This window comes from Enterococcus asini ATCC 700915, assembly GCF_000407365.1.
Classification (GTDB): Bacteria; Bacillota; Bacilli; order Lactobacillales; family Enterococcaceae; genus Enterococcus_C; species Enterococcus_C asini.
On the sequence record NZ_ASVU01000001.1, the window covers coordinates 440,003 to 461,944 of the forward strand.

Annotated in this window: 22 protein-coding genes and 2 pseudogenes; 7 read left to right on the forward strand and 17 right to left on the reverse strand. The window is 45.7% G+C overall.

What is annotated here, in order from left to right:
• Positions 1-121: 121 nt before the first annotated feature.
• The 4 genes from I579_RS02175 to I579_RS02190 form a co-directional block, all read right to left on the reverse strand.
• Positions 122-1,156 (reverse strand): L-threonylcarbamoyladenylate synthase, encoded by a 1,035-nt coding sequence (locus I579_RS02175; protein ID WP_010752832.1) that lies wholly within the window; start codon positions 1,154-1,156, stop codon positions 122-124.
• Positions 1,157-1,368: 212 nt separating this feature from the next.
• Positions 1,369-2,208 carry a peptide chain release factor N(5)-glutamine methyltransferase gene (prmC, locus tag I579_RS02180; RefSeq protein ID WP_010752831.1) on the reverse strand — a complete coding sequence of 280 codons (840 nt, stop codon included), beginning with the start codon at positions 2,206-2,208 and terminating at the stop codon, positions 1,369-1,371.
• Entirely contained in the window at positions 2,201-3,274 is a 1,074-nt protein-coding gene (gene prfA / locus I579_RS02185; protein WP_010752830.1) for a peptide chain release factor 1, read from the reverse strand. The genes prmC and prfA overlap by 8 nt, the downstream gene beginning before the upstream one ends.
• Positions 3,275-3,315: 41 nt before the next feature.
• On the reverse strand, positions 3,316-3,885 hold the full coding sequence (locus I579_RS02190; protein ID WP_010752829.1) for a thymidine kinase: 570 nt from the start codon (positions 3,883-3,885) through the stop codon (positions 3,316-3,318).
• A gap of 256 nt (positions 3,886-4,141) precedes the next feature.
• Here I579_RS02190 and I579_RS02195 point away from each other — a divergent pair, with 256 nt between their 5' ends.
• Positions 4,142-5,578: a TrkH family potassium uptake protein gene (locus tag I579_RS02195; RefSeq protein ID WP_010752828.1), complete on the forward strand. Its 1,437-nt coding sequence runs from the start codon at positions 4,142-4,144 to the stop codon at positions 5,576-5,578.
• Between the two features lie 254 nt (positions 5,579-5,832).
• On the opposite strand, the gene I579_RS13075 is transcribed toward I579_RS02195, so the two are convergent.
• From I579_RS13075 to I579_RS02215, 5 genes are all read right to left on the reverse strand, one after another.
• The gene (locus I579_RS13075) at positions 5,833-6,033 is read right to left on the reverse strand and encodes a Fic family protein (protein WP_336433117.1); all 201 of its coding nucleotides are present in this window, start codon (positions 6,031-6,033) and stop codon (positions 5,833-5,835) included.
• Entirely contained in the window at positions 5,972-6,313 is a 342-nt protein-coding gene (locus I579_RS13045; RefSeq protein ID WP_010752827.1) for a Fic family protein, read from the reverse strand. The genes I579_RS13075 and I579_RS13045 overlap by 62 nt, the downstream gene beginning before the upstream one ends.
• Positions 6,300-6,494 (reverse strand): hypothetical protein, encoded by a 195-nt coding sequence (locus I579_RS02205; RefSeq protein WP_010752826.1) that lies wholly within the window; start codon positions 6,492-6,494, stop codon positions 6,300-6,302. The genes I579_RS13045 and I579_RS02205 overlap by 14 nt, the downstream gene beginning before the upstream one ends.
• Before the next feature lie 70 nt (positions 6,495-6,564).
• A complete protein-coding gene (locus tag I579_RS02210; protein ID WP_010752825.1) occupies positions 6,565-6,747 on the reverse strand; it encodes a hypothetical protein in 183 nt (60 codons plus the stop codon).
• Position 6,748: 1 nt separating this feature from the next.
• The gene (locus I579_RS02215; RefSeq protein WP_010752824.1) at positions 6,749-6,928 is read right to left on the reverse strand and encodes a hypothetical protein; all 180 of its coding nucleotides are present in this window, start codon (positions 6,926-6,928) and stop codon (positions 6,749-6,751) included.
• A gap of 140 nt (positions 6,929-7,068) precedes the next feature.
• Between I579_RS02215 and I579_RS02220 the strand changes: the two genes are divergently transcribed.
• The 4 genes and pseudogenes from I579_RS02220 (at position 7,069) to I579_RS02230 (ending at position 10,420) form a co-directional block, all read left to right on the forward strand.
• A complete protein-coding gene (locus tag I579_RS02220) occupies positions 7,069-8,172 on the forward strand; it encodes a lactate oxidase (protein WP_010752823.1) in 1,104 nt (367 codons plus the stop codon).
• A gap of 192 nt (positions 8,173-8,364) precedes the next feature.
• Positions 8,365-8,868 (forward strand): annotated as a pseudogene (locus I579_RS13110) (Mur ligase family protein); the annotation flags it as partial.
• A gap of 300 nt (positions 8,869-9,168) precedes the next feature.
• Positions 9,169-9,645, forward strand: a pseudogene (locus I579_RS13115) (DUF1727 domain-containing protein); the annotation flags it as partial.
• Positions 9,646-9,709: 64 nt separating this feature from the next.
• Positions 9,710-10,420, forward strand: a complete 711-nt coding sequence (locus tag I579_RS02230; RefSeq protein ID WP_010752821.1) for a type 1 glutamine amidotransferase — start codon at positions 9,710-9,712, stop codon at positions 10,418-10,420.
• 59 nt (positions 10,421-10,479) lie between these two features.
• Here the strand turns inward: I579_RS02230 and I579_RS02235 are convergent, their stop codons facing one another.
• Positions 10,480-11,292 carry an endonuclease/exonuclease/phosphatase family protein gene (locus I579_RS02235; protein ID WP_010752820.1) on the reverse strand — a complete coding sequence of 271 codons (813 nt, stop codon included), beginning with the start codon at positions 11,290-11,292 and terminating at the stop codon, positions 10,480-10,482.
• 322 nt (positions 11,293-11,614) lie between these two features.
• On the opposite strand from I579_RS02235, the gene I579_RS02240 reads away from it, so the two are divergent.
• Positions 11,615-13,873 carry a glycoside hydrolase family 65 protein gene (locus I579_RS02240; protein WP_010752819.1) on the forward strand — a complete coding sequence of 753 codons (2,259 nt, stop codon included), beginning with the start codon at positions 11,615-11,617 and terminating at the stop codon, positions 13,871-13,873.
• Between the two features lie 159 nt (positions 13,874-14,032).
• Positions 14,033-15,052 (forward strand): LacI family DNA-binding transcriptional regulator, encoded by a 1,020-nt coding sequence (locus I579_RS02245; protein ID WP_010752818.1) that lies wholly within the window; start codon positions 14,033-14,035, stop codon positions 15,050-15,052.
• A 107-nt stretch (positions 15,053-15,159) separates the two neighbouring features.
• Here the strand turns inward: I579_RS02245 and I579_RS02250 are convergent, their stop codons facing one another.
• The 7 genes from I579_RS02250 to I579_RS02280 all read right to left on the reverse strand — a co-directional run bounded on the left by I579_RS02250 (position 15,160) and on the right by I579_RS02280 (position 21,873).
• On the reverse strand, positions 15,160-15,573 hold the full coding sequence (locus tag I579_RS02250) for a hypothetical protein (RefSeq protein ID WP_010752817.1): 414 nt from the start codon (positions 15,571-15,573) through the stop codon (positions 15,160-15,162).
• Positions 15,570-16,151: a DUF1700 domain-containing protein gene (locus I579_RS02255; protein WP_010752816.1), complete on the reverse strand. Its 582-nt coding sequence runs from the start codon at positions 16,149-16,151 to the stop codon at positions 15,570-15,572. The genes I579_RS02250 and I579_RS02255 overlap by 4 nt, the downstream gene beginning before the upstream one ends.
• Complete coding sequence (locus tag I579_RS02260) at positions 16,144-16,461, reverse strand: PadR family transcriptional regulator (protein ID WP_010752815.1); 318 nt, start codon at positions 16,459-16,461, stop codon at positions 16,144-16,146. Before I579_RS02260 ends, I579_RS02255 begins: the two co-directional genes overlap by 8 nt.
• 279 nt (positions 16,462-16,740) lie before the next feature.
• Positions 16,741-17,688, reverse strand: coding sequence for a LacI family DNA-binding transcriptional regulator (locus I579_RS02265; RefSeq protein ID WP_010752814.1), 948 nt, complete (start codon positions 17,686-17,688; stop codon positions 16,741-16,743).
• A 232-nt stretch (positions 17,689-17,920) separates the two neighbouring features.
• Positions 17,921-20,164: a glycoside hydrolase family 65 protein gene (locus I579_RS02270; protein WP_010752813.1), complete on the reverse strand. Its 2,244-nt coding sequence runs from the start codon at positions 20,162-20,164 to the stop codon at positions 17,921-17,923.
• Positions 20,165-20,188: 24 nt separating this feature from the next.
• The gene (locus tag I579_RS02275) at positions 20,189-21,010 is read right to left on the reverse strand and encodes a carbohydrate ABC transporter permease (protein ID WP_010752812.1); all 822 of its coding nucleotides are present in this window, start codon (positions 21,008-21,010) and stop codon (positions 20,189-20,191) included.
• A complete protein-coding gene (locus I579_RS02280; protein WP_010752811.1) occupies positions 21,010-21,873 on the reverse strand; it encodes a carbohydrate ABC transporter permease in 864 nt (287 codons plus the stop codon). Before I579_RS02280 ends, I579_RS02275 begins: the two co-directional genes overlap by 1 nt.
• Positions 21,874-21,942: the final 69 nt, after the last annotated feature.

Consider the following 21,942-nt stretch of genomic DNA (forward strand, 5'->3'; position numbering starts at 1 on the left):
CTTCTACTTTGGTTACAGGCATTGTAACACAAAAGCGAAAAAGTGTTTAAAGAAATATTCGCATAATTATGACTTTTCAGCCACAAATAACGGCGACCTGAAAGCTCGATTCAAGTCTGGCTTACTGCTCTCCCGTTTCAAAAAAACGTCCATTAGCAGCTTTGCTCAGACGATTCATATAGGCCGTGCCCAGGCCTTCATCAGGGAACGTCTCTACTAAGATGACGTCTAATGCCAAAAGAGGTTCATCCAAAGCTCGCAAACCGGCAAATAAACTCTTGGAGGCGGCCTCCACTGTGTCTTTGGCATACATAAAGACCGCCGCCGTGTCATAGCGCATGGTTTCAGAAACCGCTGGCCCCGCGATTACTCCCGCCCGTTTTTGCTTTTCTTGGACCCATTTTAAAGCAGTCGACCAATCTTGCGGTTTTACCATGAGGACTTCCGTATCCGGGGCATAGTGCTTGTACTTCATCCCCGGAGCTTTGGGGACCTCTGTGGCCGATACCAGATGACCATCCAAAAGAACCGGACTGTCCAATAATGCTTCTAACTCTTCTTGGGTCACCGCTCCCGGACGCAAGATCATCGGCGGTTTTGTAGGATCACTTAAATCTAAAACCGTAGATTCAACACCGATTTTGGTAGCTCCCCCATCTAAGATTCCATTGATTTTTCCAGCCAAATCATGATAGACATGATCCGCTGTCGTAGGACTTGGTTTACCGGAAGTATTGGCACTCGGTCCTACTAGTGGCACGCCGGCTGCTTCGATTAAAGCTAGAGTCAAGGCCTGATCTGGCATGCGAAATGCCGCTGTGGATAACCCTCCTGTAACTTCTTGTGGGAGACTGTCCTTTTTAATGGAAAAGATCAAGGTTAAGGGCCCTGGCCAGTAGTTTGCCACGATTTTTTCCGTTAATGGATGAAAGTTGTCCACATACGCTTTGACCTGGTCAAAGTTCGCCACGTGAACGATTAACGGATTGTCCGAGGGGCGTCCTTTGGCAGCGTAGACCGACTTCACCGCAGCAGGTAAAAGCGCATTGGCCCCTAGCCCATAGACGGTTTCAGTAGGAAATGCCACCAAGCCGCCGTTTTTCACCACGGCCGCTGCTTCTTTGATTTGGTTGCCTTCGTATAAAATTGTTTCCACAGTTTATACACATCCCTTTTTTGAAAAATCACCACGTTATCAACAATTTCCGGTTAGTTATGCACATTTTGTGGATAACTCCTTTGTCAAGTGTGGAAAAGCATGTTGATAAGTGTTTTCTTGTGGAACACCTTGCCAGAACTAGCCTGGCTTTTGTGAAACAAAATAAAAAAGTTTTTATCCACAACCGGAGGATAACTCTCGGCTGAAGATTAAAAGACGTGAACGATCCGGTCTTGCCCGGCTAAGTCTTTTAAAATTGCAACTTCTTTTTCTGGAAATGCTTCTTGAAACATCTCTTGAACGGCTTTTCCTTGGGCAAAGCCGATTTCCAAGAACACTTGCCCGTCTTTTGTCAGCCGCGCTGGAGCTTGTTGAGCTAATTTTCGATAGATGGCAAGTCCCTCATCCTCAGCAAAAAGAGCGGTTTTAGGTTCGTAGCGTCGGACGCTTTCATCCATTAAGTCCCACTCTGCAACACTGATATAAGGCGGATTGGACAAGAGTAAATCGACATCACCTGGGGGCAGTGCCTCTAAGGTATCCCCTTGATAAAAAGCGACCTGAGTACCTAGTAATTCGGCATTTTCCTTGGCCACAGCTAGTGCCTCTTGGGACAAATCCGTCAACGCCACCTGCCACTGAGGCCGGGCTAATTTCACCGACAGACCGATTGCGCCCGTTCCCGTGCCGATATCGGCTACCCGAACAGATTGGTCTGGTGGAAAACTATCAATAGCCGCCATAACCAGTTCTTCCGTTTCCGGTCGAGGAATCAAAGTCGCTTCCGTAACTTTGAAACGATGGCCGCAAAATTCCTCATACCCTAACAAGTACTGCGCCGGACGAAAAGCCAATAACGCCTCTAAGTCCGCCGCCAATTGCGCTTGATCTGCCGGAGGGATTTCCTCGGAAAAATGTAGCAGCCATTGGGTGGTGTCCCATTGTTTGCGCCGCAAGAAAACATAAAGCATGCTTTCCGGTTCCAGTCCTTTTGCACCTAGCAAAGAAGAAGCCCTTTGAAGAGCTTCTCGGTAGCTGATTTTAGCCATTTTGCATCTCTGCCAATTTCTCGGTTTGATCGTAAATCACCAAAGCATCGATGATTTCGTCTAATTTGCCGGCTAAAATTTGATCCAATTTTTGAATGGTTAAGCCGATACGGTGATCCGTAACCCGGTTTTGCGGGAAATTGTACGTGCGAATCCGTTCAGAACGATCCCCGGTCCCCACAGCGGATTTCCGGTTGGCATCGTACTCACTTTGCGCCGCTTGACTAATGTGATCGTAGACCCGAGCCCGTAAGACCTTCATGGCTTTTTCCCGGTTTTTCAACTGGGAACGCTCGTCTTGCATGGCTACCACGATTCCTGTTGGTAAGTGAGTCAAACGAACAGCGGACGCCGTCTTATTGACGTGCTGGCCACCCGCACCAGACGCGTGGTAAATATCCGTCCGAATGTCTTTGTCCTCGATTTCGATTTCCACTTCTTCGGCTTCCGGCATTACCACCACCGTTGCCGTCGAAGTGTGAATCCGTCCTTGTGATTCCGTAGACGGTACTCGTTGCACCCGGTGTGCCCCAGATTCGTATTTTAATTTCGAGAAGACATTGTCCCCTGTAATCATCATGATGACTTCTTTAAAACCGCCGATACCGGTAACATTGGATTCCAAGACTTCCGTTTTCCAGCCTTGAGATTCTGCGTATTTTTGGTACATATTAAAGAGATCGCCAGCAAATAAGGCCGCTTCATCGCCCCCGGCCGCCCCGCGGATTTCCATAATGATGTTTTTGTCATCGTTCGGGTCTTTAGGTAAAAGTAAGATTTTGATTTGTTCTTCTAGTTCTTCTTTTTCTTTTTTCGATTCCGCTAGCTCTTCTTTGGCTAACTCCGCCATTTCAGGATCGAGATTTTCCGACAGCATTTCTTCTGCGTCTGCGATACTTTGCACCGTTTTTTTGTAACGTCGGTAAACAGCCACGGTTTCTCTCGTATTCGCTTCTTCCTTGGTCAATTCCATTAAACGCTTGGTGTCTGCGATGACTTCCGGGTCACTGAGCAATTCTCCTAGTTCTTCATAGCGGTCTTCAATAGATTGTAATTGATCGTACATGAGTACTCCTTTCGTGAATCGGCGCAAGGCCGTTTGGGTTCTTAGATTTCAGGGTGAAAATAATGGTACCGGCAAACAGGATAGTATGCTTCATTACCACCGATTTGGACTTGATCCCCTTCGTAAACCGGTTTGCCATCTAGGTAGTGCAAATTCATACTGGCTTTTTTGTGGCAGAACCAACAGATGGTTTTCATCTCCTCGATTTTGTCCGCATAAAGCAATAAGTACTTCGAGCCTTCAAACATTTCATTACGAAAATCATTTTTCAAACCAAAGGCCATCACCGGAATCTGCAGCTCATCCACGATCCGTGTGAAAGCCAAAACGTGTTCCTTGGTCAAAAACTGCGCTTCGTCGATTAAAACACAGTAAGGTGCCGGTGACATTTTTTCAATCACCGCGAACACATCGGTTTCTTCAAAAATCGGCAATGCCTCCCGTTCCAGGCCAATCCGACTGGAAACCCGACCTTGTCCAGAGCGTGTATCCAAAGCGCTGGTCATGATCACCACGGGCTTGTCTTGCTCCTCGTAATTGTGGGCTACTTTCAAGATTTCAATGGTCTTGCCACTGTTCATCGCCCCATACTTAAAAAACAATTGTGCCATGCCAATCCCCCTATTTCTTCTGTTAGCATTATAGCTGAAACTCGGCTTTTTTTATAGTCGCAAAGAACTTCTTGGCATTTTCTTTTGAAATCTAGATCCAGCGCCCCTTTCCTTAAGGCTTCTGCTATACTGGACTTAAGCCGTGTCGGGGATTCTTAGACACGGAGCTTTCACTACTCAGCGCTTTTTTTCAAAGCTACTTCGTGAAAGCATCACGGACAACACTCAGCAATCCTAAACATTTGTGAGGTATACTATGGACTCTCTTCAGCGTTTTTATGAAGTTTTTAGCCGACGAGCCCGTTATTTTGTCACCAACAAGATTTCTTCCATTCAAATCATCGTCAGCTACTATATTTTAATGACCATCTTTTCCTTGATTCTCTTTCATTTGCCCTTTTTCCGTGAAGTCGATTCCTACGGCCAAGTGACCTTTATGGATTTGCTTTTCATGGCCATTAGCACCGTCAGCGTCACCGGCTTGACCACTTTTGATATCAATAGCGTCTTCAATGACCGAGGCGTGGTCTTACTAGAAATCCTCTTTCAAATCGGTGGTCTCGGGGTAATGATGATTTCTACCTTCTTTTTCATCATCTCAAGAAGGCGAATCACCTTGAAACAGCGACAGTTGATCATGACGGATATGAACCAGCCTCGCTTAAGTGGAATCGTACGCTTGATTCGTACTACCTTTACGATTATCCTGGCCTTTCAAGGAATCTTCGGCGTTTTCTTCTCCTTGTATTTCAAATTCCAAGGCTATTACGATTCTTGGCGTGACGCGATCTTTTACGGCTTCTATCAAGCCGTTTCGGCAGTGACCAACTCGGGCTTTGACGTTACGGGAGACTCGATTATGCCCTTGTCCCATGATTACTTCTTCTTATTTTGGATTATCTTTTTGATTTTTATCGGTGGCATTGGCTTTCCGGTATTGATGGATTTCCGAGAATGGCTAAAATACCGCAAACAGCGGCACCTACGAAAAAAAGCCAAGCAAAAAGCCGGCTTACCGTTTCGCTTTTCTCTCTTTACAAAAATCGCTGTCTTAGCCTTTGTGATTCTCTTTGTGGGGGGAACCGTGATTATTTGGTTGTTGGAAAAAGATCACCTCTTCCGAAATCTTTCGGACTTTGGAACGTGGATGAACAGTGCTTTTTACTCCATGACCACACGGAACGCTGGTCTACAAATTCACAACCTGAACGATTTTCAGGTGACCACGTTGATTCTTTTTTCATTATTGATGTTTATCGGTTGCTCCCCGAGCTCCGTAGGTGGGGGTATTCGAACGACTACTTTGGCGATCATTGGCTTGTACTTGTACTCCTTCTTAAAAGGGGAAGCCAAGATCAATATCTTTGGCCGGCGTATTTCGGATGATGACGTGCGAAAATCCGTGGTAGTCTTCATGCTGTCCCTTGGCATGTGCTTTTTCTGTGTGATCTTTCTGACCGCCACCGAAGAAGAACCGCTAATCGCCATTATTGTAGAAGTCTGTTCCGCTTTTGGAACTACTGGCCTGTCTCTCGGCATCACCGCCGACCTCTCTGGAATCGGCCAAGCTGTGATTGCCGCCTTGATGTTTATCGGTCGTATCGGTATGCTGTATACCTTGCTACTATTTGTACCGAAAGAAACGCAGGACTTAGGGTATGAATACCCCACAGAACAGATTATTATTGGGTGACAAATCAATACAAAAAACATATCTCACCGAATTGAATGAAATGGTACGTAAAGATATTTTGCCTCTCGTTCGGAAGTAAAAAAGGTAACCCACCCACTTGGTTTCTAAGTGAATGGGTTACCTTTTTATCTCTGTTAAGATTCTCAAAAATAACTGCTTGAGTCTTTCTTTATCGCCATAGACCGTACCATCCATATAAAGGTGGTAAATTTCATCATTTCCCTGTATATCAATTTCACAGTAGTAACCTTTCTCTAGGCCAATACCCGAACAACTTCTCGCTGCGTTCGGCCATTCCCCTCTCGAAAAGAGTGCATGTAATTCAAATTATCTAGAATTTCTGCTAACGAAGCAGCTAGACTTGGTTTAGACATTGTTTCGTCGCAAAAGTGTTTAATCAACTCGTCTAGGTATTGTTCCCCCCATTTCAAATGATTGCATCGCCATAAAAGCATTACCTTCTTTTGAAATATTTACTTTGCGATATTTCCCCGCCCAAGCATAAATATCTTGAAAAAGATAATGATGAATGGCTCGTACATCTTCCATGGAATGAACCATAATCGGATCAAAAAGTAAGTCGAGAAGTCGGTTAGCAGAAATTTCGTGCTCTCTTACTTGAAGCATTTCTGCATCTTGAAGTTTCAAGATATTCTTTAAAACCAAACTACCGGAATCAATATATTCGTTACTTGGATCCAGATAGTGATATTCAAAATATTCATCTCTCGCCACGTCGCGGATCCTCCCGTTTACTAATAGCTCGTTCTCGTAACCGTTTGACGTCTTCTACCGATGGCTCCCAACCTTCAATCATGTTCGAACTAACCACATACCAAACAAATCGAAACTCTTTCTGGCTATCAAAAGGAACCCCCATGATTGTCAATTTTTCTTGATCGATTTTCAATGTCATAATTGGCACCTCCCCGTGGCTTGTTTCGCTTATTATAGCAGACTAGTTTTTACTATCCCATTCCCCGCTCTCAAGATCGCCAATTAAAGACCTTCTGCACGAATGTCGATAGAATCGCGATAATCAACAACGTAACTATGAGCACAACCTCATTCCCACCATCAAAAAGCTTCGGATAGATGGCCAACGCCAAAATCAAAAGACCAAACCCTACCACAAACTCCCCTATCACTAATTTCAAATAACGATTCATCTTATTTCCTCCCCCAGTCGCATTGTTTTAATAACAAATCCCAAATAACTACTAAAACTACCAAGCCCAAAATCCCCAAAGTCACACAAAAGGAGATTCTTTCTATCAGCTCTGGGAAAATTCCTATTCCCAAGCAAACACCAAACAAAAGAGACAACGTCCAATCAAGTTTTTGCTTCATCTTCCCCTCCGAACATCCCTAGTTTATTCCATAACACCATTTTACCACATCGTTTTTTCTGCGAGACAAAATCTTTGGCTTTTTACAGCAACAGACTTACAATAAGTTAGTAAATTGATTGAGTAAAAGGAGTGTTTTTCATGAGTTATCAAACGAGTAATGAAGAAAAGGATATTGAAATCGTCAATGTCGCTGGTTTAGAAGAAGAAGTTCGGCCAAGAATGGAAGCTGGCGCATTTGGATATATTCGCGGTGGCGCAGAAACTGAGTGGACCATGAAAGAAAACACCGCCGCCTTTAACAAACGGCAAATCACACCGCGCGTTTTGCAAGGTATTTCCTCTGCGGATCTTTCCACGAAACTTTGGGACATTGACTTGAAGACACCAATCATCGAAGCCCCTTCCGCAGCCCAAGGGTTGGCTCACGAAAAAGGTGAGTTGGACACTGCAAAAGGAGTGGCAGCGGCGGGTTCGATTTTCTCCATTAGTACCTATGCCAATACAACCATTGAAGCAGCGGCTCAAGCGGCACCGGGCGCTCCTCAATTTTTCCAATTATATATGAGTAAAGATGACGGCTTCAATGAATTCATCATTAAAAAAGCCGTGGCTGCCGGCGCAAAAGCCATCGTTTTGACCGTAGATTCCACATTAGGCGGCTATCGGGAAGCCGACGTGATCAATCATTTCCAATTCCCTCTACCAATGCCGAACTTGGCAGCTTATAGTGCGCAAAGTGCTTCCGGGGACGGAGAAGGCAAAGGCATCGCCGAAATTTATGCGGCAGCCAAACAAGATTTCGTTCCTGAGGATATTCAAAAAATCAAAGACTTGTCCGGTTTACCAGTCATCGTTAAGGGTATTCAATCTCCATTAGATACCGAAGTAGCCATTCAAGCCGGTGCAGACGGCATCTGGGTATCCAACCACGGTGGGCGGCAACTAGACGGCGGGCCCGCTTCCTTTGATGTCCTACCGGGTATCGCCAAAGTCGTTGCCAAACGAGTTCCTGTCATTTTTGATTCCGGTGTTCGCCGGGGAGAGCACGTCTTTAAAGCTTTGGCTAGCGGGGCGGACTTAGTGGCAATTGGTCGTCCGGTGATTTACGGACTGAACTTAGGCGGTGCCCAAGGGGTCAAAGCCGTCTTTGATCACCTAAACAAGGAGTTAGCCATTACTATGCAATTAGCCGGTACCCCAACCATTGAAGCCGTTAAAAAGGCGCCTTTAGTGCAATTTTAAAATCAGCGTTCACGACGACCTCAAGTTCGGCCTATTATTGCGGTCGAACTTGGGGTCTTTTGTGCTTTTTTACTAGGGAATCTTAAGACTTGAGAAAAGCATTTTCCTCATTTTTGTTCCTATGGTATGATAAGTTGAACTTTGGCGGGATTTTTTCGTCAAACGCATCTTGTTATTGGAGGCTCTCAGTCCATGAGTTTACGTAGTCATATTGCCATTGCCGCTGGTAAAAGCGCCCAATGGATTTTAAAAACTTTTTTTAAGGGTGGCTCTAGCTATCCAGGGAAATTGGCTTTGAAAATCGATCCCAATGTTTTGGATCACTATTCCGACTTATATGAAGTGGTAGTGGTAACCGGTACAAACGGGAAAACCTTAACCACTGCATTAACCGTGAATATCTTGAAACAGCAATACGAGGAAGTTTTAACCAATCCCACTGGGGCGAACATGGTCCAAGGCATCGTCTCCACGTTCCTTGGAGCAAAGCCGAAGAAAAATCAGAAAAACTTTGCGGTGCTGGAAATCGATGAAGCCAGTCTTTCCAAAGTAACGGAGTACATCAAACCGGAGCTCTTCGTCTTTACCAATATTTTTCGGGATCAAATGGACCGCTACGGCGAAATTTACACCACCTATCGCTTAATCGTTGAAGGCGCGGCAAAAGCACCGGAAGCTTTGATTTTAGCCAATGGAGACTCGCCGATTTTCAATTCTTTGGACACGGTCAACCCAAGAAAATACTATGGATTTGACCACTTACCAGATCAAGAACAACTCGCCCATTACAATACAGACGGGGTCTTGTGTCCAAAATGTCACCACATTTTGCACTATCAAATGATCACTTACGCCAACTTAGGCAAATACTACTGCCCGAACTGTGGTTTCCACCGGCCGGAATTGGATTACAAATTAACCGCGGTTACTCATATGGATAATACTTCCGCAGATTTTGTGATTGACGGGGAAAACTACGGCATCGAAGTCGGCGGTATGTACAATGTCTACAATGCCCTCGCCGCGGCCAGTGTGGCGGAATACTACCAAGTAGCCCCAGAAAAAATTCGGGCAGGCTTAGCTTACGACGAAAAAGTCTTTGGCCGTCAAGAAATCATCAATATCGATGGTAAGCAGTGTACCTTAGTCTTGGTGAAAAATCCTGTGGGACTTAATCAAGTCATCGATATGATTGGCCTCTCCCCTTATCCATTTTCTCTCGTGGCTTTGTTAAATGCCAACTACGCAGACGGCATCGATGTCAGCTGGATTTGGGATGGCAATCATGAAGCGTTCGCCGAGATGAATTTGCCAGCGGTAATTGCCGGGGGTGAACGCCATGAAGATATGGCTTTGCGCCTCAAAGTCGCCGGCATTCCGAGCGATAAACTAACAGAAATCAAAGAGCTAGACGATGTGATTGCAGCGATTCCTCAATTGCCTACAGAACACGTCTACATTCTCGCAACTTACACCGCAGTCTTGCAATTACGCAAGAAACTTGCGGAAAAAGGCTACATCAAAGGAGGAATGGATCGTGGCTAAGTATCAATTGAACATGGCCCATCTATACGGCAACCTACTGAACACGTACGGCGACAACGGCAACTTGCTGATGCTGAAATACCTAGCAGAAAAAATGGACATCAACTTGACCAGTGAAGTGGTCAGTATCCACGAACCTTTCGAGGCAGACAAATTTGATTTGACCTTTTTTGGTGGTGGTCAAGATTTTGAACAGCTGATTGTTTCCCAAGACATCCAAGACAAAAAAGCGGACTTAACACGCTATATCGAGTCCGGGAAAGTCATGTTGGCCATCTGTGGGGGCTATCAACTTTTAGGTCACTATTACATGGGCGCACACGGGGAAAAGATTGAAGGCATCGGCGCTTTGGATCACTACACTTTGAGTCAAGACAACAATCGCTACATCGGGGATATCGTGATCCACAACCCTGAGTTTAACGAAACCTACTACGGCTTTGAAAATCACAATGGTCGCACGTTCTTAGGAAAAGACGAACGACCTCTTGGTACCGTGCAAGAAGGTCACGGCAACAACAACGAAGATCAGTCAGAAGGCGCTATTTACAAAAACGTCTTTTGTTCCTACTTCCACGGCCCTCTTTTGGCCCGTAATCCAATCTTAGGCTATCGTTTACTGAAAACTGCCTTAACCAATCGCTATGGCGCAGACTTGGATATTCCTGAGTTTGCAGACATTGAAGCGAAAATCAGCGCTTAACTGAAGCAAACAAAAAACCTCATGCAAACACCGAGATTCGGCGATTTGCATGAGGTTTTTTAGTTGTTTAACGTCAGTTCTACGCTCACACCGTAGTGATCGCTGATTTGCGGGGTTCTTTGGCCATCAAAAACCACCTCGTAGCGCTGGACGGCAAATGTCGGATCAGCAAAAACGTAATCCACCCGTTTCGGTGTAGCGTCTTTTTCCCAACCGGCAATCGCCCCCGGCACGGTGAACTCTCCAATGCGGGTAGTTGCCACCACAAAAGCATCTACCAAATCCGAACTGTCCATAATCAAGTGATAACCCGGCCCGTCTGCAGATTCATTGAAGTCCCCCGCCACAATTAACGGATACGCTTGCCCTACATCCTTTAGCGTGCGCTGCCACTCTTGGGCAAAATGTTCTTGCCACCAGTCAAAATGCCCGGAGACCACTTGAATCAGCTGACCACTACTTTCCGTTAACCCTACTAAAATCCGCCGAGCGTGATCCGCCTCGTAATCCCCCGTGTCCGTCACGACAAACTCTTTGGCAATCATGGGTTCTTTGCTCAGTAAAGCCACGCCTTCTTCATAAGGCTTGTAGCCATAATGACAAAAACTCCAGCTCCAATAGTACTCTTTGTCCAAGACTTGCAACGCCTCCACCAATTTTAAAGCAAAATTATCTGCTTTCACCGGCGCATCCGTAGCGGTGGGACAGTAAAAGCCATCCAAATATGCTTGCGTCGCCTCTTTTGATTGGTTGACTTCTTGCAGAGCGATGATATCGTAGTCTCCTTGGGCGATTTCTGCCGCTAAAACGGGAATTTGTCGCGCTTTTTGTTCATCCACCCAACTGTGGGTATTTAAGGTTAAGATTTTCATCCCTTTTCCCTTCCTTCTTTTGGGCCAACTGGCACCTTACCTATTTATTCTACCAAAATCTTGCTTGTTGCGCTTAAATCACTCTTTTGGCGCAACCGATTTCGTTTCGAATGTTGCTTTTCCTCTTGGCTATGGAAGTAAAACATTTCCTTGCTTTAGGTATACTTGCAAGTATTATCATGTCCTTTCAACTGTTTTCTATCAGTTTCTCCCGAAAGTTCCCCTTTTACTAGAGTTTTTTTAGGGACAAAGCAATTCTTTTCTTGACTACGCAACCGATTGCATATATTATGAGAGTAACAACTGCACAGGAGGGAATCTTATGAATCAGATTCAACGTTTATTCGACATTGATCCGTGGAAAATCAGCACCACGACTTTAGATACAACCCATCGCCGCTTACAAGAATCCTTGACCGCCATCGGGAATGGCTACATGGGAATGCGGGGAAATTTTGAAGAACACTATTCTGGCGATCATCACCTCGGCACTTATTTTGCCGGCGTTTGGTACCCCGATAAAACCCGGGTGGGCTGGTGGAAAAATGGCTACCCCGACTATTTCGGAAAAGTCATTAATGGCGTGAACTTTATTGCCGTGGATTTGAAAGTCAACGACACCGACATCGACTTAGCGAAGATTCCTTATGAAGACTTCTATTTGGAATTAGATATGCAAGGCGGAATTCTCAACCGTTCCTTTACCGTAACCGTGGATGCTGCTAAGGTTCGCTTTTCCTTCCAACGCTTTTTAAGTATCGTGAAGAAGGAACTAGGGGCTATTAAGATTACCGCCGAAGTGCTAGAAGGTGCAGCGAATATCACCATGACTTCTAAATTGGACAGCGCGGTAACCAACGAGGACAGTAACTACGACGAACGTTTTTGGGAAGAATTAGCAGCCGGTCAAGAAACTGAGTTTGACTATTTAACCGTGCGGACGATTCCCAATAACTTTGGCATTGAGCGTTTTACCTTGACCGCTGCTATGAAGCACAATGCTTCGGGCACCTACCACAAGGAGCATTTACAAGTCAGCAAAACCTTCACTTGGTCCTTAACCGCTGGAGAAACTTGTGAATTAATCAAAGAAGTCCTAGTGGTGACCAGCCGAGATGTGCTCCCTGAAGAACAAGTGGCTACTATCAAAGGGCTATACCAAGATTACGGTCATGATTATGAAGCGTTGAAAGCTGAACAAATCGCCGCTTGGGGCAAACGCTGGGAATTAGCCGACGTAACAATTGAAGGTAATCCGGCGGCTCAACAAGGCATCCGCTTCAATCTCTTCCAGCTTTTCGCTACGTATTATGGCGAAGATGAACGTTTGAATATCGGCCCTAAAGGCTTCACGGGAGAAAAATACGGCGGTGCCACTTATTGGGACACGGAAGCGTATGCCGTGCCATTGTATCTAGCATTAGCAGAGCCAGATGTGACGAAAAATCTCTTAAAATACCGGCACAATCAATTGCCAGGAGCTCACATTAATGCTCAACGGCAAGGCCTAAAAGGCGCTTTGTATCCTATGGTGACCTTTACCGGGGTGGAATGCCACAACGAATGGGAAATCACCTTTGAAGAAATCCACCGTAACGGCGCCATTGCCTATGCGATTTACAATTACACAAACTACACCGGAGACGAAAGCTACCTGGCCCAAGAAGGCTTGGAAGTCTTGGTGGAGATTGCTCGCTTCTGGGCAGATCGGGTGCATTACTCCAAGGCCAAAGACCGCTACATGATTCACGGGGTCACCGGTCCGAACGAGTACGAAAACAACGTGAACAACAACTGGTACACCAATACCATCGCTACTTGGGTCTTGCGCTACACTTTGGAAAATTACCGGAAATTCGCGGCTAGTACGACGGTTGCCTTAACTCCTGAGGAAGAAGCAAAATGGGAAGACATTATCGCTAAAATGTACTATCCAAAAGACGAAGACCTAGGGATTTTTGTACAGCATGATACCTTCTTAGACAAAGACTTAATGCCGGTAACAGACTTAAATCCAAGTGATTTACCATTGAACCAAAACTGGTCGTGGGATAAGATTTTGCGCTCTTGCTTCATTAAACAAGCGGATGTTTTACAAGGGCTGTACTTCTTCCGGGATGACTACACCAAAGAAGAACTGCGCCGGAATTTCGAGTTTTACGAGCCCATGACCGTCCATGAATCTTCCCTTTCTGCCTGCATCCACGCTATTTTAGCTGCGGATTTAGGTCTAGAGGAAAAGGCCTTGGAAATGTATGAACGCACAGCGCGACTGGACTTGGATAATTACAACAACGATACGGAAGACGGTCTGCACATCACTTCCATGACCGGTAGCTGGCTGGCCATCGTGCAAGGTTTTGCGCAAATGAAGACCGCCCAAGGAAAACTCTCCTTTGCACCGTTTGTCCCTCAAGGTTGGGACAGTTATAGTTTCCACATTAATTATCGGGGACGCTTGCTCTTCATTCAGGTAACGAAAAACGCGGTTCGTCTAGAACTCGTCTCAGGTGAAGCGCTAGAACTTGGCCTGTACGACGAAACGATTACCTTGAAGGACGAGTTTCTATTGCAGCGCTAACCTATGAAAAAACCAGCCCGAAGAATTTGCGGGCTGGTTTTCCTGTTAAAATCAAGGATAACCATAGTAACTTTTCTCAGAATTTGCTATGATTAGAACGATTTAGAAGTTGGCTTGGACCAATTTCTAAAGGGACTGTTGAAAAAAGGAGCGAAAGTGATGAGTATTACTGTTAAAGAGGTAGCCAAAAAAGCCGGTGTAGCCACATCCACCGTCTCTCGGGTAATCAACGACCATCCTAGTATCTCCGAGGAAACCAAGCGCAAAGTTCGCAAAGTCATGGCGGAACTAGGCTACGTTCCCAACGTGGCGGCCCGCAATCTCGGCAAGCAAATCGCCAGTGCCATCGGAGTCATCTTGCCTCCCTTGGACTCCAAGGAGCGCTTAGGAAATCCTTTTTACCTTGAAACCATCGAAGCGGTAAACGAAGAAGCCGGCTTGGTGCAAATGTCTGTAGCAGTCGCCTCGGCGCCGGACTTTGCCACTTTATTGGAAAACGTCAAACGGATGCACTTGCAAAAACAAGTGGACGGTTTTATCCTGACTTACTCTGTAAATCATGACCCGGTAATTGCCTACTTGTATGAAAATAAGATTCCTTTTACGTTAATTGGTCAGCCTTACGAACACGAAGAAAACATCGTTTATGTGGACAACGACAACCAGTTGCTAGGGAAACAAGCCACGCAGTTTCTGGTGGACCGAGGACATGAGCGTATTTTATTTGTCACCAATACCACTCGGGAAAATCTTTACTTCGAACGCTATTTTGGTTATCAAAAAGCCCTGATGATGGCCGGGTTACCTACTTGGCCCGGGGTGAAATTTGAGGAACCGGAAGACTACTTAGCCTTTGAGGAAACATTAAAAACCGTGAAACCTACTGCCCTAGTGGTTATTGATGATCTGTTTGCCATGCGCATTATGCAGTTGGCTTCGATGTACGGCTATAAAGTGCCGGAGAATCTCTCCGTGATCAGCTTTAACAACTCGATATTCTCCACTTTGACCCACCCTTATATCACCAGTATCGACGTGGACGTGGCGCGACTTGGTAAATTGGCTACCCAAAAATTAATGGATCAACTCAACAATCGCCTGACCACCGGGGTCAAAGTCATCGTGCCCCACCGCTTGATTTTGCGCGAAACCGTCATTGAAAACGAAATGACCGTCTAAAAAGGCAAAACGATTTCGTAAAGCCACGCAGAGTTAGCCTTGGTAAGGTAGTCTACAAAAAATCCCTGTAACGTGGGTTTTCCGCTCACGGTACAGGGATTTTTTTATTAATTTTTTAGCGCTGCTTCTAACTCTTTGATCAAAGCCTCCACTTCTGCGGCTTTTTTGGCGTCTACTCCTTGTAGCTCTTGCGCTTCACTTCGGAGTTCGGCCAACGTTTCTTCTAAATCGCTCATGGCCTCTGCCGCTTCTTCTTCTTTTTCAGCAGCTAGTTCCCGGCTTTCCTCGGCTTTTTCCGCTGACTCTTCTGTGGCTTCCTGTACTGCTGTGTCCTCATCTAGCATTACGCCAAATTCATGATGGGAACTTGATACGTTAAATGTCCGGTACCACGCATGCCGGTCCGTGGCATAAGCATCCCAGGAAAAGCCCGACATGGCAAAGCCTACCAAGATCAACAGCCCTCCCATGGCTACAAAACCGAGCGCCAGTTTGACGATAAAACGTTGATTGATTTTCATGCATGAACCCTCCCTCTACCACGGAATAGTCGTCGTGTAACATTGCGACTGATTTTTACAAAATACAGACTGATTTTCATCGTAGCGACTAGTGACAAGATGCCCAAGCCGAAGAACAAGACCCCTATGCCTAACTGGGTGATGGCCACAAAGAGTCCGTCTTGAAGTGCAAAGCTACTCAATACGACACTGACTAAGCCCGCAAAAGTCGCCGACAAACCAAAAACTCCCGTACAAAAAGGAACACACCAAATCACGATGTACATACTCAAGATTAGGAGTACCGCCGCTAGCAGTAAGCTGCCCCACAAAGGAAAACCTAAAATTGCAATCAAAACAAAAAGCCAATTAAAGCGTTTGGGCACTTCCACTTCAAAATCAGGAATTTCTCCCGCTGCTTCTTGGGCTAAAACTTCCGGATCGCCTAATTTGGCTACGGCTTCTGCTTCACTTAAGCCGTCTTCCATTAAATCCAAGATCATTTCATCGTAATATTCTACCAATTGATGAACCTCTCGGGGGCGCACCCGATAGCTTAAAGCCTGACTCAGCTCATTGATAAACGTAATTCTATCCATTCTCGACACTCCCTTTGATATACTGGTGAATCTTTTCCACTTCTCCCCAGCTGACTAAAAAATCGGCAATACTGTTGCGGCCTTCTCCGGTAATCCGGTAGTACTTGCGCAAGCGACCGTTGTGCTCTTTTGAGTAGGTCTTAACCTTTTGCTGTTGTTCCAAGCGTTTCAAGATTGGATACAATGTCGACTCGGTAATGGGCATCAGCTTGCTGATGGACTTAACGATTTCATATCCATAGGAATCCCCCTCAGCCAAATTGGCCAACACACAGTATTCCACCAGGCCCCGTTTTAACTGACTGTCCACTCTCAACACCACCTTACACACAATACTATACGTTGCATAGTATCAATCGTCAATAGCAGCCACAAGAAATCAGTCTTAGGTCCGAGAGATTTCCTACCGGCTGCCTACTTGGCTGAACTAACACAATGATAGGTGAACAGACCAAACGTGAGACGCAAACAAAAACCGACGATCTTCCATTGCATTCATTGGAAGAACATCGGTTTTTCGTTGCTAAAAATTTCAAGCGCTGGGTAGCACTTGGAAATTACTCATGTCACAGCCTTTAACAGACTCTTTTCAACGGGTGGATTCGCGAATTTCTAAAACGGGTAAAAAACGCCGAATTCCTTGGGGGGCTCCTTCTTCGTTGATTTTCTTCACCAACAATTCCCCACAAGTTTCTCCCATCTTCACAATTGCTTGTTTACAGGTGGTCAGTTTAGGAGAGCTCACTTGATCCAAAAAGACTCCGTCAAAGCCAATGATTCCAAATTCTTCAGGCACTTTGCCTCCTTGTTGCAACAAGCCCCGCTCAACCCCTAAAGCCAAGCGATCGGAACTACATATAAAACAAGTATCCTTGCCCAGTTCGTCAAAATGCTGGGCGATAAAATTTTCAGTCACGGTGGAACGATTCTCGAAACGATGAATTTCTGGAGCGAGCCCCAAATCCTTCACCACTTCTAAATACCCAGACTCCCGGGACAGTTCAAAGGGCTCATCCACAGCGATGCCAATGTAAATCAACCGTTGATACCCCCGACTGTGGGCGTATTTCGTAGCATTTCTAGTACCATGGCGATTATCGCTATCCACAAAATCAAACCCCGCCGTATTTTCCCCAAAGAGAATCACCGGCTTATCCAGCGCTTTGATCCACTCGAAATCCCCCCGCCTGAAGCCGGTGATAATATAGCCGTCACAGTTACCCTGATCCGCCAATTCGCTCGTCACCAGTTGCAAGGAATATTGCGTTTTGCCCACCGCCGCGGCAATCCCCATTAGCAGATACATGAAATAAGGCTCCGTGGTATCGATTTCTTCTAAAATATACACTTTAATCACCTGAGAGCGATTGCTGACGAGGGCCTTGGCCGCGACATTTGGTCGATAATCCAGCTCTTTCATAGCTTGATGAACCAAAGCTTTCAGTTCTTCGGTGACTTGTTCCGGGTGATTAAGCACCCGGGAAACTGTCATTTTCGAGACATTGGCACGCTTGGCAACGTCTGCTAAAGTCGTCATAAAATCTCCTCCAAAAGCCTCTTCATTTACTTAAATTATACCACGAATGCGACATCGCGCCCGATCCCGCTCCTAGATTTCTTAAGAAAAACTAACCTTACGACAAGAAGTGGTCTAGGCAAAAAAACAGCTTGAAACAGTAAGAGATCCCTGATTGTCCCCCTCGGGCAAACAATCAGGGATCCATGTAAGTAAAATCGCGACAAAAACTGCGCCTATGAGTCTCAAGTCCTCACAGCATCAACGTCACCGTATCTTGCAAGTCGATTTCTTGATCAAAAACCGTTACCGCCAACGCTGCTCCCGCTTTCAAGGTCAAAGTTAATAAATCCGAGCGCACTTGCACATCCAGCAAGCGACCGCGATAATTCACCCGGAAACGATACCCGGACCAGTCGGCGGGACAAAACGGCGCAAAGTGTAAGCCGCCTACCGTACGCATCCCCGCAAAACCGCGGACAATGGCCAGCCAACTACCGGACATGGAAGTGATGTGCAACCCATCTTCCGTGTCGTTGTTGTAATTATCCAAGTCCAGGCGAGCCGTACGTTTGTACATCTCCACCGCTTTTTCTCCGCGCCCTAATTCGGCAGCAATAATCGCGTGAACACAGGGAGAAAGGGACGATTCGTGGACAGTCATGGGTTCATAAAAATCAAAATTCCGTTCTTTTTCTGCCTTCGTGAAGTTCTCTGGGAAAAAGTACATAGCCTGCAAGACATCCGCCTGCTTGATAAAGCAAGAACGAAGAATCTTATCCCAGGACCAATGCTGATTCAACGGCCGTTCACTAGGATCCAAGGCGGTTGTTGGCAACAGTTCTTTGTCTAAGAAAGTATCGTGTTGGACGAAAATCCCCCGCTCCTCATCTTCCGGCAAGTACATCTTAGCCGCGATTTCTTGCCAAGTAGCGAGTTCTTCTGGGGTGACCGCTAAAGGATTGCCTTCTGCCAAAGTCACGCTTTCATGGGCATAGTTCAAAATCCAGCGAGCCATATAGTTAGTGTACCAGTTATTGTTGACGTTGTTTTCGTATTCGTTAGGGCCGGTAACTCCGTGAAGCATGTAGCAATCCTTAGCCTTAGAGTAATGCACCCGGTCCGCCCAGAAACGAGCGATTTCCACAATGACCGCCAAGCCATCACCTAATCGGTAGCTTTCATCTCCCGTATAGGTGGTGTAGTTGTAGATTGCGTGAATAATCGCCCCATTTCGATGGAGCTCTTCAAAAGTGATTTCCCACTCATTGTGACATTCCACCCCGGTAAAGGTCACCATGGGATACAAAGCACCTTTTAAACCTTGGCGCTGGGCGTTAAGATACGCCCCAGGGAGCTGATTCAACCGATACTCCAATAGTTTTTTCGTCACAGCCGGTTGCGCCACGGAAAGATACATGGGAATCACGTAGGCTTCCGTATCCCAATAAGTAGCGCCCCCGTATTTTTCACCGGTGAAACCTTTCGGACCGATGTTCAAGCGGCTGTCCTCACCGTAATACGTGGCAAAGAGTTGGAAAAGATTGAAGCGAATCCCCTGTTGGGCTTCAGCATCCCCAGCAATCTCCACATCGGCCAACTCCCAACGCTGGCCCCAAGCCGCAATCTGCTCGGTTTTTAACGCTTCATAGTCCGTACCATACGCTTGATAGAGTTCTTTTATTTTTGCTACTTGTTTACTTTCTGGAACATCCCGGCTAGTGACTACCAAAACGGTCTTCACTAATTCACAAGACTCTCCTGCCGCCAATTGCCACGTAAACGTTTCACTGACTTTTAACGCCTCTTGGGTAAAACTACCTTTTGCATTGTGTTGCATAGCGGCGGTAATGGTAAAACGCTCAATGCCAAAATTATTAGGAATCGTCCGCACCGTCAAATAATCGAAGCCGCTTACTTGTCCGGCGGCGATTTCTTCCCAAAAATGTTCTTCGTAATTGCTGTCTTCGTTGGTCACATCACTGTCCAGTTTCGAAGTCATGGTAATCACAGCGGCCCCGGTTAGCACTTCGGCGGTAATTTTAATGGCCCCTAGTTCTTTTTTTACAATGCTCAAAAAACGTTCAAAGGTAAAACGGACGCGGGCCCCGCCTAATTCCACCGTGTAATTTCGTTGCAAAATCCCCGTTTGCATATCCAATTCCAAGTAAAAATCGTCATAGGGCACTTGTGCTAAGTCCACAGGGAGATCGTTGAGCCGGATTGCTACGCCGGCGAAGTTCACTCCATTGATTACTTTCCCGAAATAGTCAGGATAGCCGTTTTTCCACCAGCCCACCCGGGTTTTGTCGGGGTACCAAACTCCGGCAAAATAAGTACCTAAATGGTGATCGCCGGAATAGCCCTCTTCAAAGTTCCCCCGCATGCCCATGTAGCCATTGCCAATTGCGGTCAAAGATTCTTGCAGGCGTTTTTCTGTCGGGATTAACTGATGAGTGACCAATTTCCAAGGATCGATTTCGAATAATCGTTTCATCTGTATATAACTCCTTTGTCTGGATTATTTCACCGAACCTTCTGCCACCCCTTTGATGATTTGCTTTTGCATAAAGAAGTAGAAGATGATAACCGGCAAGATGGCAATAACTAGACCTGCTAACGCTAGATGCCATTGCTTCGTGTACTGACCGAAGAAGAAGAACATCTTCAACGGAATCGTCTGGGTCTCCGGTGAATTGATTACCAATGATGGCAATAGGTAGTCATTCCAGATCCACATGGTATTCAACAAGGCCACCGTAACCGTGGTAGGTTTTAACATTGGGAAAATGACTTTCCAAAAGACTTGGAAACGATTGGCTCCGTCGATAATGGCCGCTTCGTCTAAGGCTTTCGGAATCGCTTTTAACGCTCCGTGGTATAAGAAAATCGACATGGAAGCACCAAACCCTAGGTACATGAAGATAATCCCCACTTGATTGAGCATTTCGATTTTCCCAAAGATCGAAATCAACGGAATCATCACCGATTGGAAAGGTACCAACATCGCCGCCACAAAAGCCATGAACAGCAACGAACTCATTTTAGATTTGATCCGCTCCAAAGCGTAGGCCGCCATGGCGGAGAAAATCACGATAATCACTACGCTAATAACGGTGATTAACAAAGAATTAAACAAGGTCTTCAAAAAGTCCAATTGCTCGAAAGCTTCAGGATAGTTACTCCAAGTAAAATCCTTAGGCAAGCTTAACGGAGAGGTAAAGATTTCTTGTTTAGATTTAAAGGAGTTACTGAGCATTAAATAAAAAGGAATCAACCAGACCAAGCCTAGTAACAATCCGAAAAACGCTCGTATTAACTGCGGATATTTTTTCTTTTCCATTATGCTTCAACCTCTTTTCTCTTGGTCACATAGACCTGGGTTAAGGAGATAATCGCTACAAACAAGAAAAAGATGATTGCTTTCGCTTGTGCGTAGCCCATTTTATTTTCCACAAAGGCGGTGTTGTAAATATTCATAGCCACCATTTGTGTCGAATTGTATGGACCGCCCCCAGTTAAGGACAAGTTTTGGTCGTAGAGTTTGAAACAGTTGGACAAAGTCATGAACAAGCTTACGGTAAATCCCGGCATAATCAGTGGGAACTTCACATTCCAAAACTTCTGCCAAGCCGTCGCACCGTCGAGATCGGCGGCTTCCAGCAAAGACTCGTCCACCCCTTGGATATAGGAAATGTAGATTACCATGATATAACCAGACATTTGCCAGCACATGACAATCACCAAAGCCCAAAAACCGGTTTGTGTGGTGGACAGCCAAGTTTTCAAGCCGTCTAAGCCTAAGGAACTCCCCACGGCGCTAAACGCATTGATAAAGATAAACTGCCAAATAAACCCTAAAATCAGACCCCCGATTAAGTTGGGCATAAAGAAGATGGTCCGCAATAAATTCGAGCCTTTGAACTTACTTGTCACCAGCAAGGCCAGCCCTAACCCAATCACATTAATCAAGATAATCGCTACTACGGCAAACTTCACCGTAAACCAAATGGAACTCCAAAAACCGCTATCGGAAAATAAGGTGGCATAGTTCTTAAAGCCCACTACTGATGCCTCACTGACCCCATTCCAATCAGAAAATGAATAATAAAAGCCGAAGATAAAAGGTGCTACTACGACCGCAATCAGCGCAATGACCACCGGTGCGCAAAAAAGATAAAACCATGTTTTCTTTTGATATTTCACAAGACTACCCCCTTGTATGTAACACAAAGCAGGCGGGACCAAAGTTCTCGTCAAAGCCTTGGCAGCTAC

Bases quoted from the DNA above. Each gene is read 5' to 3' on its own strand.
- I579_RS02215 (WP_010752824.1), bottom strand. From the start codon at position 6,928: ATGAAGCAAAAACTTGATTGGACGTTGTCTCTTTTGTTTGGTGTTTGC.
- I579_RS13075 (WP_336433117.1), bottom strand. From the start codon at position 6,033: ATGCTTTTATGGCGATGCAATCATTTGAAATGGGGGGAACAATACCTA.
- I579_RS02240 (WP_010752819.1), top strand. From the start codon at position 11,615: ATGAATCAGATTCAACGTTTATTCGACATTGATCCGTGGAAAATCAGC.
- I579_RS02220 (WP_010752823.1), top strand. From the start codon at position 7,069: ATGAGTTATCAAACGAGTAATGAAGAAAAGGATATTGAAATCGTCAAT.
- prmC (WP_010752831.1), bottom strand. From the start codon at position 2,208: ATGGCTAAAATCAGCTACCGAGAAGCTCTTCAAAGGGCTTCTTCTTTG.
- I579_RS02255 (WP_010752816.1), bottom strand. From the start codon at position 16,151: ATGGATAGAATTACGTTTATCAATGAGCTGAGTCAGGCTTTAAGCTAT.
- I579_RS02210 (WP_010752825.1), bottom strand. From the start codon at position 6,747: ATGAATCGTTATTTGAAATTAGTGATAGGGGAGTTTGTGGTAGGGTTT.
- I579_RS02270 (WP_010752813.1), bottom strand. From the start codon at position 20,164: ATGAAACGATTATTCGAAATCGATCCTTGGAAATTGGTCACTCATCAG.
- I579_RS02195 (WP_010752828.1), top strand. From the start codon at position 4,142: ATGGACTCTCTTCAGCGTTTTTATGAAGTTTTTAGCCGACGAGCCCGT.
- I579_RS02190 (WP_010752829.1), bottom strand. From the start codon at position 3,885: ATGGCACAATTGTTTTTTAAGTATGGGGCGATGAACAGTGGCAAGACC.
- I579_RS02265 (WP_010752814.1), bottom strand. From the start codon at position 17,688: ATGACGACTTTAGCAGACGTTGCCAAGCGTGCCAATGTCTCGAAAATG.
- I579_RS02275 (WP_010752812.1), bottom strand. From the start codon at position 21,010: ATGGAAAAGAAAAAATATCCGCAGTTAATACGAGCGTTTTTCGGATTG.
- I579_RS02235 (WP_010752820.1), bottom strand. From the start codon at position 11,292: ATGAAAATCTTAACCTTAAATACCCACAGTTGGGTGGATGAACAAAAA.
- I579_RS02205 (WP_010752826.1), bottom strand. From the start codon at position 6,494: ATGACATTGAAAATCGATCAAGAAAAATTGACAATCATGGGGGTTCCT.
- I579_RS02245 (WP_010752818.1), top strand. From the start codon at position 14,033: ATGAGTATTACTGTTAAAGAGGTAGCCAAAAAAGCCGGTGTAGCCACA.
- I579_RS02250 (WP_010752817.1), bottom strand. From the start codon at position 15,573: ATGAAAATCAATCAACGTTTTATCGTCAAACTGGCGCTCGGTTTTGTA.
- prfA (WP_010752830.1), bottom strand. From the start codon at position 3,274: ATGTACGATCAATTACAATCTATTGAAGACCGCTATGAAGAACTAGGA.